General features: G+C 53.1%; 12 protein-coding genes. 5 read left to right on the top strand and 7 right to left on the bottom strand.

Annotated features, from left to right (window positions below):
* Nucleotides 1-66: 66 nt before the first annotated feature.
* Nucleotides 67-1,548, top strand: coding sequence for an ATP-binding protein (locus tag CUU80_RS01550; protein WP_100495616.1), 1,482 nt, complete (start codon nucleotides 67-69; stop codon nucleotides 1,546-1,548).
* A 14-nt stretch (nucleotides 1,549-1,562) separates the two neighbouring features.
* On the opposite strand, the gene CUU80_RS01545 is transcribed toward CUU80_RS01550, so the two are convergent.
* The 3 genes from CUU80_RS01545 to CUU80_RS01535 are packed head-to-tail and all read right to left on the bottom strand — an operon-like array spanning nucleotide 1,563 to nucleotide 5,261.
* Nucleotides 1,563-3,038: an ABC transporter permease gene (locus tag CUU80_RS01545; protein ID WP_100495615.1), complete on the bottom strand. Its 1,476-nt coding sequence runs from the start codon at nucleotides 3,036-3,038 to the stop codon at nucleotides 1,563-1,565.
* The gene (locus CUU80_RS01540) at nucleotides 3,025-4,281 is read right to left on the bottom strand and encodes an ABC transporter permease (RefSeq protein ID WP_100495613.1); all 1,257 of its coding nucleotides are present in this window, start codon (nucleotides 4,279-4,281) and stop codon (nucleotides 3,025-3,027) included. Before CUU80_RS01540 ends, CUU80_RS01545 begins: the two co-directional genes overlap by 14 nt.
* 32 nt (nucleotides 4,282-4,313) lie before the next feature.
* Nucleotides 4,314-5,261: an ABC transporter ATP-binding protein gene (locus CUU80_RS01535; RefSeq protein WP_100495612.1), complete on the bottom strand. Its 948-nt coding sequence runs from the start codon at nucleotides 5,259-5,261 to the stop codon at nucleotides 4,314-4,316.
* Between the two features lie 890 nt (nucleotides 5,262-6,151).
* Here CUU80_RS01535 and xerA point away from each other — a divergent pair.
* Nucleotides 6,152-7,123: a site-specific tyrosine recombinase/integron integrase gene (xerA, locus tag CUU80_RS01530; RefSeq protein WP_100495937.1), complete on the top strand. Its 972-nt coding sequence runs from the start codon at nucleotides 6,152-6,154 to the stop codon at nucleotides 7,121-7,123.
* A 188-nt stretch (nucleotides 7,124-7,311) separates the two neighbouring features.
* Nucleotides 7,312-7,797, top strand: a complete 486-nt coding sequence (locus CUU80_RS01525; protein WP_100495610.1) for a restriction endonuclease subunit S — start codon at nucleotides 7,312-7,314, stop codon at nucleotides 7,795-7,797.
* Here CUU80_RS01525 and CUU80_RS01520 read toward each other — a convergent pair.
* The 3 genes from CUU80_RS01520 to CUU80_RS01510 are packed head-to-tail and all read right to left on the bottom strand — an operon-like array spanning nucleotide 7,748 to nucleotide 13,550.
* Nucleotides 7,748-8,950: a restriction endonuclease subunit S gene (locus CUU80_RS01520; RefSeq protein ID WP_100495609.1), complete on the bottom strand. Its 1,203-nt coding sequence runs from the start codon at nucleotides 8,948-8,950 to the stop codon at nucleotides 7,748-7,750. The genes CUU80_RS01525 and CUU80_RS01520 overlap by 50 nt on opposite strands.
* On the bottom strand, nucleotides 8,940-10,445 hold the full coding sequence (locus tag CUU80_RS01515; RefSeq protein WP_100495608.1) for a class I SAM-dependent DNA methyltransferase: 1,506 nt from the start codon (nucleotides 10,443-10,445) through the stop codon (nucleotides 8,940-8,942). Before CUU80_RS01515 ends, CUU80_RS01520 begins: the two co-directional genes overlap by 11 nt.
* Nucleotides 10,446-10,448: 3 nt before the next feature.
* Nucleotides 10,449-13,550, bottom strand: coding sequence for a type I restriction endonuclease subunit R (locus CUU80_RS01510; RefSeq protein ID WP_207760060.1), 3,102 nt, complete (start codon nucleotides 13,548-13,550; stop codon nucleotides 10,449-10,451).
* A gap of 181 nt (nucleotides 13,551-13,731) precedes the next feature.
* Between CUU80_RS01510 and CUU80_RS01505 the strand changes: the two genes are divergently transcribed.
* Nucleotides 13,732-15,048: a sensor histidine kinase gene (locus CUU80_RS01505; protein WP_100495606.1), complete on the top strand. Its 1,317-nt coding sequence runs from the start codon at nucleotides 13,732-13,734 to the stop codon at nucleotides 15,046-15,048.
* Nucleotides 15,048-15,770: a response regulator transcription factor gene (locus CUU80_RS01500; RefSeq protein WP_165775810.1), complete on the top strand. Its 723-nt coding sequence runs from the start codon at nucleotides 15,048-15,050 to the stop codon at nucleotides 15,768-15,770. Before CUU80_RS01505 ends, CUU80_RS01500 begins: the two co-directional genes overlap by 1 nt.
* Nucleotides 15,771-15,837: 67 nt before the next feature.
* Here CUU80_RS01500 and era read toward each other — a convergent pair whose 3' ends face one another.
* Nucleotides 15,838-16,830, bottom strand: a complete 993-nt coding sequence (gene era / locus CUU80_RS01495) for a GTPase Era (protein ID WP_100495602.1) — start codon at nucleotides 16,828-16,830, stop codon at nucleotides 15,838-15,840.
* Nucleotide 16,831 lies beyond the last annotated feature (1 nt).

Below are 16,831 nucleotides of genomic sequence, written 5' to 3'. Positions count from 1 at the left end.
GATGCACAGTATATAGTTCATCAAGATGCGCCGTATACGGCACAATGGTGTCAAGGAGGCGCTCCCATGGTTGATGACTACACCGCAAAGATGACCGAGCTCATTGAACTTATGCGCATGATCGGCAACGATACGCAGCAGTGCGAGGTCAAAGAATGCAAACGTCGTATCTCCTCCACCATCACGGATACGCTTTCCGCGTTTTCAAACGGTTCCGGCGGGTGGATCATCCTAGGGCTCTCCGAAAAAGCTGGCTTCACACCAGTGGAAGGATTCGACGCGCGCGCCATGCAGGAGGCGCTGAGCCAAGCGTGCGAAAAGATGACGCCGGTGGTTCGTCCGGTGATCGTGACCTGTCCGTTCGAAGGCGCGAATCTGGTGTTCGCTCGCATCGATGAAATGCTGCCACGAGACAAACCCTGTTTCACTACTGCGCTAGGCCCGCATGGGGGCTCGTTCATCCGCACCGGCGACGGCGACCGACGCATGACCTCGTACGAGGTGGACCGCCTTATCGAGGAGCATCTGCAACCCACCTATGATTTGGATATCGTTCCGGATGCTGCCGTCGATGACCTAGATCCCACGTTGGTTTCAGGACTGTTGGCCCGTGTTCGTGAGCAGCATCCACATGCATTTGCCGGGCAAGACGACATCCGCACACTACTCGATTTGCAGGTGCTGCGTCACGATGATTCTGACGGCAACGAAATCGGAGGCATCTTACGTCCCACGTTAGCCGGGCTTCTGGCGCTTGGCCGCTATCCGCAGAAGTATTATCCACGACTGTCCATTGCCATCGCAGTGTTTCCCGGCATCGATCGAGACGAGGTATTCCGAGGCGATGACCGGCTGGTGGCAGCCAAGACCATCGTAGGACCTATTCCTGTGATGATCAGCGACGCGGTCGAATCACTGATGCGCTGGATCGGCGCGAAGAAACCGGACTATCCACCCGTGGTGTTGCGTGAGGCCATAGCGAATGCACTTACCCACCGGGACTACTCCCCTGATGCACGTGGCACGCAGGTACGAATCAGCGTGTTCACGAATCGTATCGAAATCACCAATCCGGGCGGCTTGTACGGCACCGTGACGCACGATGTGCTAGCGAATCCGAATCCTGTGACAGGCGCACCATTTGTTTCCACTCGCAACCAGTTCCTGTTCACGTTATTGGAGTCCACTCCGTACCCGGATGGCGGGTTCGTGAACCCGGAGGGCGGCGACGGCTATCAACGTATCGCGGCAAGTCTCAGGGAGGCGGGTATCGAACCGGCCACCACGGTCAATGACATCAACACGTTCACAATGACCATCACCAAGCAACGTTCAGCCGCGAACAGTACGCCGAGTGATATATCGAAGGCGATTCTGACCGTACTGGAACGACATTCCGCAATGAGCATCAAGGAAATCATCCGCGAGCTGCAGCTCACTCCCCTGGCCGCCACTTCTGGCATGCGCGAACTCATACGCGAGGGTCGAGTCGCCAAGGTGAAATTCCAAGACGACCCGACCCAGCGGTATCGGTTGAAGGGGATGTAAGGGCGGCACCCAGTTTATGCTTCGGCGAGCTGAGTGACGGTCGAAGCCACCGCATTCGGCCGGGAGCGACGGAACCGTCCGGCAGCGAGTCCCACACAGACGAATGCGACGGCGAACAATGCCACGATGCCGGTGGCCACGGCCCAGCCTCCTGCGTCTACGCCGAATGTGGCGGAACCGAAGCCGAGTGCGTTGTCGATCGCCGTGCAGTACCACCAGCCGGGCGTGAGTCGGGCGATGGTGACCATCATGTCCGGCATCATGCTCATCGGGAATGCGATGCCAGAGGCGAATAGGATGAGCAGCCCGAACACGTTGGCGAAGCCGTTGGCCACCATGTCCGAAGCGCCGAATTCACCGAGCATGAATCCACAGGCCGTGCACATAAGAGCGAACATGCAGATCGAGGTAAAGGTCATCATCACGCCGTCTACCGGTATCGAAGCGATATTCACACCTGCCGCAGCTGTGAGACCCATCGCGGCAACCAGATAGCCCACGCAGATCAGCAACGCGAAGCCGCACAGGACTCCCATACGCTTGATCCCGATCGAGGCCGTGGACGGAGAAGCCATAAGTCTGCGACGCAGCTCCCCCGCACCGAACACGCGGGCTACAAGGCTCACACATACGCTCAAGGTGAGGAACAACGGGTAGATCGCCGTCTTCATCGTGTCGCCGAACCCGGACGCAACCGGATTCGCCGTGTCTGCCTTCTGGTCGTCCTGCGATGTGATGTCCTCCACCGCGACCGGCCGGTTTGCCTTCGCATCGTGTGCCGTGCGTGCAGCACGCTTGGCGGCGGACTGCATATCGGTTATCGTCAGTCCAGACAACGTTCCCTCTGGTAGTGAGTTGAGGTCGAACGTGGATGAGTCGTCCATGACCTGCGACCAGTCGCCATTCTGTCCGGCAGTAGCGGAACCAGCAGTTTCACCGGGGTTCGTGCTGCCGATCATCTTGGCATTCTTGGCGTACCATGCGGCGAGTTCGCTGTTATCGATCTGCACGTTTCCGCCGATCAATGCGATACGGGTCAGCGAAAGAAACCCGTTCACGTTCATGCCGGCGATGGTGCCGGCACCGGACGTGTAGCTTGTGACCGTCTCGACTTTCGGCATGTCGCTGCCGGATTGCGCGGCCTTGAGGAAGTCGGCGGCGTAACCGTTCGGGATGATGACGATGAGGTCGGTCCAGTTCGAGGCGACGGCCTGTTGCAATGATTCGGGATCGTCATCCAGCTTGACCAACGTGGCGGAATCGGACAGGTAGTCGCGTAGTCCTTCCGCGATGCCACCTCGGTTTGAATCCCGATCGACGACTGCGACGTTGACCTTCTCCGGCTCGTAGGTGTCGGCCACCGTGCGGGTGGCTGCGGTGATCTGCGACCAGCTGAGCGTGAACATCATGATGCCCATGAGCACCAAGTAGATGATGATGTACGTGCGGTGTGCGAGCAGTACGCGCACCGTGGCTTTACAGGTGTTCATAGCGTTGCCTCCTGAGCATGATCACGCCGGCCGCGAGGAACACCGCGCTCATCGCGAGCAGGATGGCACAGGTGCGGATAAACGGCTGGTAGGTGTCGTAGTACATGAGTGAGTAAAACAGGTCAGTCACCTGTTGGGCGGGGTTGATGGCGGCGAGCAGCGGCGCCTTGCGTGAGATCAGGTCGCTGAGTTCCATGGCGAATCCGCCATACAGGCCGCTGAACAGGGACAGCGAGCAGGCGATCGCGGTGGACATGCCCTGCTTGACACCGGTTGTGAGTTTGGGGATAGCGCCGATCATCGTGCCGAACGCACAGGTCATGAACGAGGCGACGACCACGGCGAGCACGGCCGCCGGTTCACGCCCACCGACTTCGATACCGCAACCGTAGCGGATGTAGGCGAGCGCAACGAGCAGGCAGACGCAGGAACACAGCCATCCGGCGAGGAATCCGGCGATGAGTTGCTTGGCCCTTCCGAGCGGCGCTACGGTGCGACGGATGCCGAGCGCGGAGAGGTTCGCCTGCGCGGTGGTGACCGTATGAATCATGTACGACATGGCGACTAAGCAGGCCATGCCCATGAGTGCATAATAATATCTCGCCATCACGCTGGGCTTGAAGTTGGTGAGCGTGACCTCCTTGGTGGCGTTCATGGACGCGTTGATGCCGTTCCAGAACGTGCGCGTGGCCGGGGCGGTCGGATTGTCCTTGAGCACGGACTTCACGGTGACGCTGGTGCGGTTGTACTGATCGAGTACATTGTCAAGCGCCGAGAGAGAAACGTCGAGTCCCGCCTCCTGCGTGCCGTTATTGGCCACGGTCACAGTGTTGTCGCTCAACGTGAGGGCGATTCGTCCGTCGTCGTCAGCCTTGAGATAGCCGTCTGTCTTGTCTTGGGACAAGAGTTCGCGGGCCTGCGAAACAGAGTCGACCTTGGTGACGTCCAGTAGGGTCACACCGGGATCGATGTCCATTACATCCCTGCTGTCATCTTGAGCCTTGCCTGAATCGCCGTTTTTGCCGGACATCGCTGTGATGAGCGTGTCCACGCCGACCGCGTTCGTCCAATTCGTGTCTTCCACTACGGCCACGGATACCGGGGTGATGCTCATGGCCTGATCCAGGTTGCCGAATACGCCGTTGAACATGGTCGCTAGAGCGATCGGGAACACGATGAGCCAGAACAGCGAGCTCTTGTCCCTGAGGTTCGCCTTCATCGTGACGATGAATGTGCTCCACATGGCGTTCTCCTTTCCTTGGGGCTGGAGGGCCCCTAGTCGCGTAGCGCCTTGCCGGTGAGTTCCAGGAACACGTCGTTGAGGCTCGGCGGCCGGCTGGTCAGGTGTCCGATGTTCGCACCTGAAGTACGCAGCACACCGATCAAGTCGACAAGGTTGTGCTCGCCGCGACGGCAACGCACTTCCAGCTCGCGCCCGTCATAGGAGGCTTCGATGACGAACGCGAGCGCACGCACGGCGGCAAGCGTCTCGTCAGTCAGGTCGAGCGTTTCGATAGCGATGCGCTCTCCTGTGTCGATCATGGCTTTGAGCTCGTCGGCGGTGCCGAGCGCAAGATGACGGCCGTGATCCATGATGAGGATACGGTCGCAGATCTGCTCGACCTCCTCCATGTAGTGGCTGGTGTAGATCACAGTGGCACCGGCTTTATTGAGCTTCTGTATGCCTTCAAGGATCGCGTTGCGGCTTTGCGGATCGACTGCCACGGTCGGTTCATCGAAGAAGATGAGATCAGGCTTGTGGGCGATGCCGCAGGCGATGTTGAGGCGTCGCAGAAGACCGCCGGAGAGTTTGCCGGGACGGAATTTGCGGAAATCCTGCAATCCCGCGAATTCGATGGCCTCCTCGACCAGAGGCTCGCGCTCGGCCTTCTTCGGCACGTACAGCGAGCAGAAGTAGTCGATGTTCTCGGTGACGGTCAGTTCGTTGAACACGGCTACGTTCTGCGGCACGATACCGATGCGCCGCTTAAGGTCGTATGAAGTGGGCGTCATCGGTTGTCCGAAGACGCGAATGGTGCCCGAATCGTAGGTGAGCAGCGCAAGGATGCAGTTGATGGCCGTGGTCTTGCCGGAACCGTTGGGCCCCAGTAGGCCGAAGATCTCGCCCTGCTTCACGTCGAGGTCGAAGTAGTCGAGCGCCACCATGTCGCCGTACCGCTTGACGAGCTGGCTGACGTGGACTGCCGTAGTGTCGGTTGTCATGTTCGCTCCCTTCCTTGGATGATTCCATCATCCCAAGCGCGAGCACATAGAACCAGCCACATTCGTCACGAGTACTGCCAAGTTCAATGACATTTGTCATTCGATATAGCAAACGGCCATTTGTTGGAGCGGTTTGTTCTGGCGGCGTAGGCAGCTCAACCTTCGACACATCAATCTCACCTGATATGAGCTTGGGCAGCAATGTATCGCGAAGTTGTGAGAGCTCCATGATCTGTTCGGAATTTGCTCGCACAACATTCAGTATCCTAGACAGTTCTTGCCCTATTTCTTGTATGAGCGCATCAGAGGGAATGCGAATCGGACAATTCAGAGCATCTATTACTGATACTCTTTGTCTGCCACTGCTGCCGGTCATGTGCTGAATTAGGTAATCAACAAAGGCCTCATTCTTCGCAAGAAAATACATTATCTCATTGGGGATTCCTGGCTTGCCGGTTAAAACAATGTATTCGGTCGATCCAAAAGCGACTTCATTCTCATCGAGGAAATTAACATATGCGGCTTTGCCGTTTTCGAGACATGGTGTAATACGAGCTATGAGCGTATCTCCATTCGTAAAACGCATTCCTCCGTTATATGACCGTTTATTCCATCCACTAGGATATGATCCAGTAGTCGATAAGCTTCCCATATCAACATATTTTGCAAATGCGTTTTTGCTGAGTTTTCGACGAGGATTTCCTTCAGCGATATCACCAAGAACGCCAATCTTGCCATCCATGGATTCACAAAGTCCAAGCTTTACATCAAATAGGCTTTGCCCAATCTCCAACAAATGGCCGTTTGTCTGCCTATTGCCTCGTTTTTCTGCGGCTCGCATTATGCATGCATGTATCCCATACACGCATTAAAGCTAAAGGTTCCACATGATAGGAAGCAGCACCATAGAATCGATTCTGAAGGCCATGCAGAACACATTGGATGCGCGTCAGCTCAAACAGCTCAAAACCGTGCTGTCAGCCAATCTCAGCACAGATAATCTTCCTGGCAATGACAACGAAGCTATAGAACTGCTGAACTCCTTCCTTACTGCCAAGGAACTTGAAGGGTGCAGTGAGCGTACGTTGAAATACTATGATTCGACACTCACGCATTACTTAAAAGAAACCTCTGTTCCGCTGCCTCAAGTGGATACCGAACAGCTTCGAGCCTATCTCACCGAATACCAGACGACGCATGACGTAGGGAAGGTCACAGTGGACAATATCCGTCGTATTCTCGCCACATTTTTCTCATGGTTAGAAGATGAGGACTATATCGTCAAAAGCCCCGCACGTAAGATACGCCGCGTGAAAACCCCAATCAGAGTTAAAGAAACCATCTCAGATGAGGATATGGAACGCCTGCGTGACGGATGCGAGACACCACGCGATCTTGCGATGATTGACCTGCTCTCCTCCACCGGCATGCGAGTCGGCGAATTAGTGAAGCTCGACCGCAGCAGCATCAACCTCAATGAGCGTGAATGCATCGTGCAAGGCAAAGGCAATAAGGAACGAAAAGCTTACTTCGACGCCAGAGCCAAACTTCATCTTGAAGAATATCTGCGAAGTCGTAACGACGATAATCCTGCCCTATTCGTCAGTCTCAGCGGCAACCACAAACGCATTGCCATCTGTTCTGTGGAAAGTCGACTTCGTTCTCTTGGCAGAAAGCTGCGACTCCCTCGCATACACCCACATAAGTTCCGACGTACTATGGCCACCAACGCCATAAACCGCGGCATGCCAGTGGAACAGGTTCAGAAACTACTTGGACACGTCAAGATAGACACCACCATGCAATACGCATTGGTCAGCCAAAGCAACGTGAAAGCGTCGCACCGAAAGTATCTGGGGTAACTGGAGAGTATGTACTGGAGCCTACTAACAGGGAAAGAACTCGTTTATAAGGCATGCGTAAGTATTGCATTTTCACAGCCGGGACTGTAGCCTATGGATGAAATAAGCTGGACTATGTCCAGTTCGTTGAGGCCATCCCGCATCGCACCGGATGGCCTCAACGCTATCAATTAGAAGAAGAGGACAATATGACATGGCAGAGCATGAAACTAGGTGAAGCAATTACGCTCAAACGTGGATATGATCTGCCCTCAAAGAACCGACTCAATGGAGAAATTCCGGTTTATTCATCTTCGGGACGCTCTGGATATCACAATGAGGTCGCAGTGCATGGCCCAGGAGTGATCACTGGACGGTATGGAACTATCGGCGAGGTTTTCTATACAGAAAATGACTATTGGCCTCTAAATACAACCCTATACGTCTCTGATTTCAAAGGGAATTATCCTCATTTTATCTACTACCTGCTGAAAACCATCAACTGGAGCAATTACACAACAGCGAGCGCGGTTCCGGGTATCAACCGAAATCACGTTCACTATTGCGTAATCAACATTCCAGATATAACCACTCAGCACAAAATCGCCTATGTCCTTGGCACATACGATCGTCAGATTGATTGTCTTAATCAGACAAACGGCCATTTGTTGGAACGGTTTGTTCTGGCGGCGTAGGCAGTTCAACCTTCGACACATCAATCTCACCAGACATCAGTTTGGGCAGCAGCGCGTCACGAAGTTGTTCAAGTGTAACGATTTCTTTAGTGTTATTAGAAATAAGGTTCAAAACTGTTTTGGCGTCGTTAGAAAATGCTCGTGCTTCATTACTGATGATGGGAATGTTATAAGACATTATCTGGTTCCTATCTCCACGTGGCATTTTTGTTCCTTTAGAACCAGCAACCATATATCTGAAAAACACATCCGAGTAAAGGGTGAAAAAGATATAAGGTGCCAGGTTTTCATCCTTTGCGCGGAAGACCAGTACGTCATTCGAGCAAGTGCCGTTACAATCTGCAAACCAAATTTTCTTAAAGTAAGGGCGAATGTTAGAAATCAAGATATCGCCTGATTTATACACTGTCACTTTCCCGGATTGCGGCAGACCAGAAGCACGCTGTCTACCGCCTTTATCGGGGATAAGACTTTCCGTTGAGACATAGGTGTTGAGATTTGCATTTTCGACCGTAGTCTTTTCCTTTACAAGAACACACACATCACGCAGTTCAGCATCAAGCCGAGAACTGAAATTGTCGTCGTGTTTAGCTGATAGCAACTCCAACAAATGGCCGTTTGCCTGATTAAGAAATACTATCTGCCTGTCAATGGAATTAAGGATATGAACTATTTTCAACTGGTCAACAATTGAATTGGGATACGAAATGATGATCTCATCTTGCAAACGTTGCTTATTCATCTCGGTTTGACCAGTAGATCCCTCCGCCAACTGCTCGATTTTCGACTGTTGACACTTGAGTGCATATCCCAAATACATAGGATCAATTTTTTGCGCTCTTACCACAATGACATGGCCATCAATCGTTGCTCGTATGTCATCCCGTATTTGAGCAACTCTTCCAGCGCTACCGACACCTGTCGCATTAATCAAAATATCATGCTTACGCAGCATTTTCCGAATCGGAATCGGCTTGGAAAATCCATTATGGAATCGAATAGGAGACAAATCTATCTCATAATTTCTAACACATCGCTGTCCAATAACCGGAACTGCATATTCGTGACCTTCATCGATGTATATTGGTACAACTCCTTTAAAAAGATCCGAAACGAACTCACGTAACGGTTCTTGATTCCATTTACACCCCATACCCAATCGCCTCCAGGTTTTTCTTGATTTCGGCTTGCAGTCGGTTGGACTCCTCGAAACATTTGGCAAGTTCACCGGTCAGACGCTTCATCTTTTCATCGAAGGGCTCATCGTCCTCTTCCTGTTCGGCGATGCCGACATAGCGGCCGGGAGTAAGAATGTAATCCTGCTTGGCAATGTCTTCGATAGACACTGCGGCGGAGAAGCCCTTTTCTTCTTCCAACGTTCCGTCACGGAACGCATCAAACGTGAACGCGATCCTCTGAATGTCCTCATCGGTCAGAGTCCGCTGCGAGCGGCTGATCATCGTACCCATATTGCGAGCATCCACGAATAGTGTCTTCGAATCAGCAGGACGACCTTTGCGAAGGAACCATAGGCATACCGGAATCTGCGTGGAAAAGAACAACTGCGTCGGCATGGCAACGATACCTTCGACCAGTCCGGCATTCACGATGTTCTTGCGAATCTCCCCTTCATTGTTCGTCTGGGATGATAGCGAGCCGTTGGCAAGCACCAGACCGATTCTGCCGGACTGAGACAGGTGGTGAATCATGTGCTGCATCCATGCGAAGTTTGCATTGCCTTCAGGCGGCACACCGTATTCCCATCGTGGATCGTCCTTGAGCTTGTCGCCGCCCCAATCGGACAGGTTAAACGGTGGATTGGCGAGAATGTAGTCAAACCGTTCAGTGCGATGCAGATCGTTGAAGAACGTGTCATCGTTTTTCGGGCCAAGATCGGCATCGATACCACGAATGGCGAGGTTCATCGTGGCCATCTTCCACGTTGTCGGGTTCGACTCCTGACCATAGACGGAGATGTTGTTAATGTTACCCTGATGGTTGCGCACGAACTCGGCCGACTGTACAAACATGCCGCCCGAGCCGCACGCCGGGTCATAGACGCGCCCTTTGAACGGTTCAATCACATTGACCAGTGTCTTCACCACGCACTTCGGCGTGTAGAATTCACCGGCATTCTTACCCTCCTGCGATGCAAACTGCGACAGGCAGTATTCATACGTGCGGCCGAGCAAATCATGGGTGTCTCCATTCTCAGCCATCTTCACGTTGGTGAACAGGTCGACCACTTCCCCGAGCCGGCGCTTGTCCAGTTCAGGACGTGCGAAGTTCTTGGGCAGCACACCCTTGAGTTTCTTGTTCTCCTGCTCGATGAGCCTCATTGATTCATCGATGACCTTACCGACTTCAGGAGTGTGCGCGGCCGCGGCCACGACTTCCCAACGGGCTTCTCTCGGTACCCAGAAGATGTTCTCGGACGTGTACTCGTCGCGATCTTCCTCGAATCCTTCGCCTTCAGCCACCAATTCGGCGTGTTTGGCCTCGAAGTTATCCGAGATATATTTGAGGAAAATCAAGCCGAGCACAACATTCTTGTATTCCGAAGCATCGATGTTGCCACGCAGTTTACAAGCTGCGTCCCAAATCTGCTCCTCGAAGCCGAGGGCTTTGGTGCTTGTCTTTTTCGCCATGAATCAGTTTCCCTCTCCGTAGTCAACCCACAACTCGCACTGCTGCATCACCGTCTCGATGGCCTCCGGCACTTCGTCCGGCGGATACTTATGCTTCTTCAGCAATCGTTTGATTGACTTACGCATGCGAGCGCGGGCATCTTCTTTCTTCTGCCAGTCTATCGTGCGGTTCTTGCGCAACGTGTCAGTCAGCTCTCGGGTGATAGCAACCAGCTCATCGTTCTCGTAGAAATCCTTGATAGCTTGCGGCTTGGTCAGCGCATCATAGAAGGCAAGCTCCTCATCATCCAGACCCAGCGTCTTGCCTTCCTGGCGTGCAGCCATAATCTCCTTGGCCATGTCCAACAGCTGCTGGATGACCTCGGCGTTGGTGAGCATGCCGTTGAGATATGCATTAACCGATTGCTGCAACATCTCGGAGAACTTGCCAGCCATGACCACGCTCTTCTTGCGATATGCCTTGACCTGATCGTCAATCAGCTTGCGCAACAATTCCAACGCAAGATTCTTCTGCTTCATCTGTGCGACTTCGGCAAGGAACGATTCATCAAACAACGAGACCTCAACTGTCCGGTCTTCGAACAGATCGATAACGCCTTCGTTATGTACGCCTTGCTCCATGATGGCGGCGATTTGCTTGTTAATCTCCTTCAAAGACATACGCGGGTTGTCTGGATTGACGTTTAGCACTTTCAGCATCTGCGTGCGCAACACATCGATGTACGCTTCTTCGATCTTCAGTTCATCAGCAACCATGCTGCGGCATAAGCCAAATGCTTGGGCCATCTCCTTGGCACACTTGATAAAGTCCTTACGATCTTTCTCCCGCTCGGGATCAAGTAAGTAGTCCGCACCATCCGCGATGGCTTCAGCCATCTGTTCGGCAGAATTGGTATGGATTCGGTTCTGATAATCCAAACCATGCAGAAAGTCTCGGCACGCACTCAGCTTGTCGAGGAATAACGGGTATGCAGTGTCGGCCACGTTCATGTCGCCATACCGTTCACGATCACGCTTAGTGTAGTCGTGCATCGCACGTTTCAGGGCACCGGCGATGCCGATATAATCGACGATCAGGCCGCCTTCCTTGCCCTTATACACACGATTCACTCGCGCCACAGCCTGCATGAGGTTGTGTCCTTTCATAGGCTTGTAGACATACATCGTGGACAGCGAAGGTACATCGAAGCCGGTTAGCCACATATCTACAACGATGGCGATTTTGAACGGACTATTATCATCCTTGAATTCTTTAGCCAGCTCCAGTTTGTGCGCTTTGTTGCCGATAATCTTGTGCCATTCCTCCGGGTCCTGATTAGAAGAGGTCATGACCACATGCACTTTGTCTTTCCACTGCGGGCGCAGTTCAAGGAACTTATCGTACATGCGCATGGCGATGGTCCGCGAATACGCAACGACCAATGCCTTGCCCGTCAGCTCATCAGCACGATTTTCCTCATAGTGGTTCACTATGTCACGGCACAGTGAGTCAATGGTCTCAGGAGCTCCCAGCACACTGTCCATCGTCGCCAAGTCACGTTTACTACGATCAATAGCCATCTCATCGGCATCATCCGAGATGTTCTCGTACTGCTCATCCAATTCGCGGAGTATGTTCTCATCCAGCTTGAGCGAAACCACACGACTCTCATAGAACACCGGACGAGTGGCACCGTCCTCGACCGATTGGGTCATGTCGTACACGTCCACGTAATCACCGAATATCTCGCGGGTGGATTTATCCTGAGTCTCAATCGGAGTGCCGGTAAATCCTATATAGGAAGCGTTCGGGAGCGCTTGCCTGACTTTTAACGCATCACCCACTGAATGAGTACCATCCGCATGGAGTTTTATTTCCAGTCCGTACTGACTGCGGTGCGCTTCGTCGGCCATGACTACGATGTTGCGGCGTTCTGATAACGGTTCATCGGATTCACTGAACTTCTGCATCGTCGTGAATATGATGCCGTTTGCCTGTCGGCTATCCAACAGTTCGATCAAATTCTCACGGCTTTCCGCTTGCTGGGGAATCTGGCGTAAGAAATCTGAGCATTTAGCGAACTGACTATATAACTGCCCATCCAAATCAGTGCGATCAGTAGTCACGACAATCGTTGGACTATTCACCTGTTCAGCCAGCAAATGAGCATAGAACACCATCGACAATGATTTACCGGAACCCTGAGTATGCCAGAACACACCAGCTTTACCATCGCCATTCACGGCGCGCAAGGTGCTCTCCACAGCCTTATGAACACCGAAGTACTGATGATATGCCGCGAGAATTTTCGCGGTTCCTTCTTCTGACTTGGAGAAACAGATGAAATTTCGAAGAATATCAAGCAATCGTTCTTTCGGAAACATACCATCAAGCAAGGTAGTCCATCGAACAGCTATCTTGTTAGCAATCTTTGAATAGTCACCATCAGCGGTCTTCCATTGCATGAAGCGATCTTCATTGGCCGTAATAGTTCCCACACGAGTGTCACTCATGTCGGTCATCACACAAAACGCGTTGTACGTGAACAGCGAAGGAATGACCTTCATATAGGTTCTCAGCTGCAGATAGGCGTCCGAAGCATCAACGTTCTCACGTGACGGCGATTTCAGCTCGAATACCACGAGTGGCATACCGTTGACAAATACGATGATGTCAGGTCGTTTTTCTTCAAACTCAACATATGTCCATTGATTGACCACATTGAATATATTCCGTTCCGGATGCTCAAAATCAATAATTCTCACATGGTCGGTGTCCGTCTTCTCTCCATCGAAGAACGACACTTCAACACCGGATTGGAGATAGTCCATGAATTGAATATTGCGGGATAGCAGATCCATCCCTTCGATATCTGTTACCTTACGTAAAGCCTCAGCAAGAGCAGCAGGATGCGCTTGAGGATTGATACGATGTAAACAATCTTCCAATACTCCCGGCAACAGAGCATCGCGATATAACTCATTCGTACGGTTTACATCCGGACCGTATAGCCATTCGTACCCTAACGACTGCAGACGTTGAATGACCGCATGTTCGAACATAGCTTCATCGAATGCAGAGATTTTCTTGTCACTGTCTGAATCAGACAAATGATCGTTCATCATCAGAGTCCCCTTTGCCTCTTCACGCGTTGAATAATCATCAGAAACATCAATACATGGTACTATCCGAGGCAAAAACATACAGATCTGACACAAGCTTCATAAAAAACTTCTGTTGAGTGAGCCGCATCTGCACAAAGCGGGTAGTCTTGGATAAGGGGAAGGCTCGCACTTCGGAGGACGTATGCGCACGATGGCGGAAAAAGGGCTGATGGTGGCGATCAGCATGGTGCTGTTATTCGCTGTCAAAAGCACTGTTCTGGGGGTAAATGCGTCCGGAAATGTTCCCAGTGCCAAAATCATCGCTGGAATGTTGCTGGTACTGTCGGCAACAGGGTTGTTCGACTGGCTGCGACAAACAACATGGGCATGGATTCCAGTAGCCGGATATGCGTTGATGACGTTTGCCATACCTCACTGGATCGTGTTTCTGCCAGTCATCGCCTATGACGCTGCAAGGTTGCCGAGTGCGCGGATGATGTCAGCATCACCGTCTTCGACGCCGCAGCTGCATCGTTTTTCGTTGAGGCCGGACAAAACGCTTTTGACCGAGGATTCTTCGAATTTCCTGCCATATTGCATTACCGTATCTCACTGGATATGGCTAGCCCCGCTGGCGGCAGCCTGGCTGTTGCCGGTAATCGACGTTGATCGAACGAACTACGACCTGGCTGGAATCGCACTTATCGCAGGCATAGCGTCGCTAGGTTTCGCGCTGGGAGGCCGATCAGCGAAAGAGGCTGAGGAACGTCACCAGTTGCGTGCATTGCAGGACCGCGCACGTGAGGCGAGCCGGTCCAACCGCGTACGGCTCGCCGATATGGACGAGGAGCGAGCTCAGTCGGTCCGTATGGCCACGCTGGGTGAGCGTACTCGTATCGCACGTGAGATTCACGACAATGTAGGCCATTTGCTGACTCGTGCCATTATGCAAGCTCAAGCCGGACGAGCCGTAGCCGACGCAACCGGCGACACCATGGCATCTCAACATTTTGGAGCGCTGAGCGAAACATTGGATGATGCGATGATGATGGTGCGCCGGTCTGTACATGATCTGGAGGATGACGGCACTGATTTTACTGCGCAGATTGAAGCGGCTGTACGCTCGTTCAATGGCATTTCTCCTGGCTTTATCGTCGAACTTGAGAATGATATTGCCTCTGCTCCGGCTCCCGTATCTCGCTGTTGCTCCACAGTGATTCGCGAGGCTTTGTCGAATGTCATCCACCACAGCCAAGCTCGCACAGCGCAAGTCACACTGCGTGATTTTCCTGCATTCTGGCAGTTGGTTGTGCAGGATCCTGGACCCGCGATCCCGCAACAACAAACGAACAGCAAGAACAGCAGCGTCTTGTCCCGGGGCATGGGATTGGCTGATATCGAGTCACGTGTACGTGCGATCGGCGGCACATCGTCATGTGGACCATATCGACAAGGATGGCGCGTGTTCGTCTCGGTGCCAAAACAGCAATGGAATCGTTCGATGAAGGAAGCAGCATGATGAGAATCGCAATCGTGGACGATGATCCTATCGTCTGCCAATCGTTGGCAACCATCCTGTCTGCCACCGGCGCGGCTGAGGTGCTATGGACCGCACACGATGGAAAGACCGCGGTCGAACAGTATTTCACCACACCGGCCAATCACCCGGATATTCTACTCATCGATATACAGATGCCCGGCACGAGTGGTTTGGACGCGGCACGAGATATCTTGAAGAAAGATCCTGCCGCTCGCGTGTTGTTCCTCACTACATTCGCAGACCGGGAATATATAGCACAAGCTATGACGCTGGGTGCCAGAGGATATCTCATCAAGCAGGATGTCTCCGCCGTAGCGCCCGCCTTGCAAGCGGTGATGGCCGGACAAGTGGTGCTAGGGGCTGAGGTGCTCGGCAAGCTCACCGGCAACAGTGCGAATGCCAACGGCGACGACACGCAAGCCGATGAACCGAGCCATCCATCACAGACCGTTACCGCAGCTCACCGGCATGGGTCCGTTCCCATCGATTCTGATGCGGACCGACGCGCACTGGATGCCATGGATGAACGCAGCCGCAGCATCGCTGAGCTCGTGGCGCAGGGATTCGATAATCGGGATATCGCTGCGCGCCTTTACCTGAGCGAGGGCACGGTCCGCAACCGTATCAGCACTATATTGGACCGACTGGGCCTAGCCAATCGTACACAACTCGCTATCCTGTGGATCAACACCCATCGGTGAGACAGCGGATGCAATAACAAGGGAAGCCAACAGACTTCCCTAAAGTGACCTTAAGCAGTTGGGATAATTAGAAACCTAATTTTTCCAACTGCTTAGGATCGGACTGCCAACCTTTGGCAACCTTGACGTGGAGGTCAAGGCGAGCCTTCTGCCCGACGATGCGATTGACCGGAGTACGCAGCTTCTTCTTGACATAGGTGAGATTCGACGCGCCCTTGCCGATGATGATGGGCTTCTGCGAGTCGCGCTCCACGTAGATGGATACGTTGACCTGAGCCTTGCCGTCATAAGCCGCCCCGGTTTCATTGTCTTCGGGGTAATCGATGGAATCTACCACTACAGCCAGCGAGTGCGGCAATTCGTCATCAAGCGTTTCCAGGAACGCGCCGCGGATAAGCTCGGCGATGGTGTCCTCCGGACGTTCCTCACTGATCTGGTCCTCTGGATACATCTGCGGACCTTCCGGCGTGTGATCGATCAGCACGTTCCTGACCTCGGCGAGGTTGTCATGCTTCAGCGCACTGACCGGCACAATATCCGCGAAATCAGCGAACTCGTTGATTTCGATAAGCTTGTTGATCAGCTGTTCGCGGCCCAATTCGTCGATTTTGGTGACGATGGCGATAAGCGGGACTTTCCAAGCGAAGGTACCGTCCTCACGCTTGGTGGCGAAATCGGAGCGCAGGCGAGAGAGAATGCGACGGTCTCCAGGACCGATCTCCTGATCGGCAGGCAACAGGAACGCCACTACGTCCACGTCGGACAGGGATTCCTCCACCACATCGTTAAGACGCTGACCAAGCAGGGTGCGAGGACGATGGATACCGGGAGTGTCCACCAATACCAGCTGTGCATGATCCGTGGTCAGAATGCCACGAATCGCCTTTCGCGTGGTTTCCGGACGGGAGGATGCGATGGCAATCTGCTTGCCGATCAACGCGTTGATCAACGTGGATTTGCCCACGTTCGGACGACCCACCACGGCCACGAATCCTGAACGATATGGGGTATCCTGCTTAACCGGCTCATCAACGTGTGCGGTATTGTTCTGATCGCTCATC

The organism is Bifidobacterium scaligerum, assembly GCF_002802865.1.
In the GTDB taxonomy this organism is placed as follows: Bacteria; Actinomycetota; Actinomycetes; order Actinomycetales; family Bifidobacteriaceae; genus Bifidobacterium; species Bifidobacterium scaligerum.
This window is presented reverse-complemented; position numbering and strand designations above follow the sequence as displayed.

Bases quoted from the DNA above. Each gene is read 5' to 3' on its own strand.
- CUU80_RS01550 (WP_100495616.1), top strand. From the start codon at position 67: ATGGTTGATGACTACACCGCAAAGATGACCGAGCTCATTGAACTTATG.
- CUU80_RS01545 (WP_100495615.1), bottom strand. From the start codon at position 3,038: ATGAACACCTGTAAAGCCACGGTGCGCGTACTGCTCGCACACCGCACG.
- CUU80_RS01540 (WP_100495613.1), bottom strand. From the start codon at position 4,281: ATGTGGAGCACATTCATCGTCACGATGAAGGCGAACCTCAGGGACAAG.
- CUU80_RS01535 (WP_100495612.1), bottom strand. From the start codon at position 5,261: ATGACAACCGACACTACGGCAGTCCACGTCAGCCAGCTCGTCAAGCGG.
- CUU80_RS01525 (WP_100495610.1), top strand. From the start codon at position 7,312: ATGACATGGCAGAGCATGAAACTAGGTGAAGCAATTACGCTCAAACGT.
- CUU80_RS01520 (WP_100495609.1), bottom strand. From the start codon at position 8,950: ATGGGGTGTAAATGGAATCAAGAACCGTTACGTGAGTTCGTTTCGGAT.
- CUU80_RS01515 (WP_100495608.1), bottom strand. From the start codon at position 10,445: ATGGCGAAAAAGACAAGCACCAAAGCCCTCGGCTTCGAGGAGCAGATT.
- CUU80_RS01510 (WP_207760060.1), bottom strand. From the start codon at position 13,550: ATGATGAACGATCATTTGTCTGATTCAGACAGTGACAAGAAAATCTCT.
- CUU80_RS01505 (WP_100495606.1), top strand. From the start codon at position 13,732: ATGCGCACGATGGCGGAAAAAGGGCTGATGGTGGCGATCAGCATGGTG.
- CUU80_RS01500 (WP_165775810.1), top strand. From the start codon at position 15,048: ATGAGAATCGCAATCGTGGACGATGATCCTATCGTCTGCCAATCGTTG.
- era (WP_100495602.1), bottom strand. From the start codon at position 16,830: ATGAGCGATCAGAACAATACCGCACACGTTGATGAGCCGGTTAAGCAG.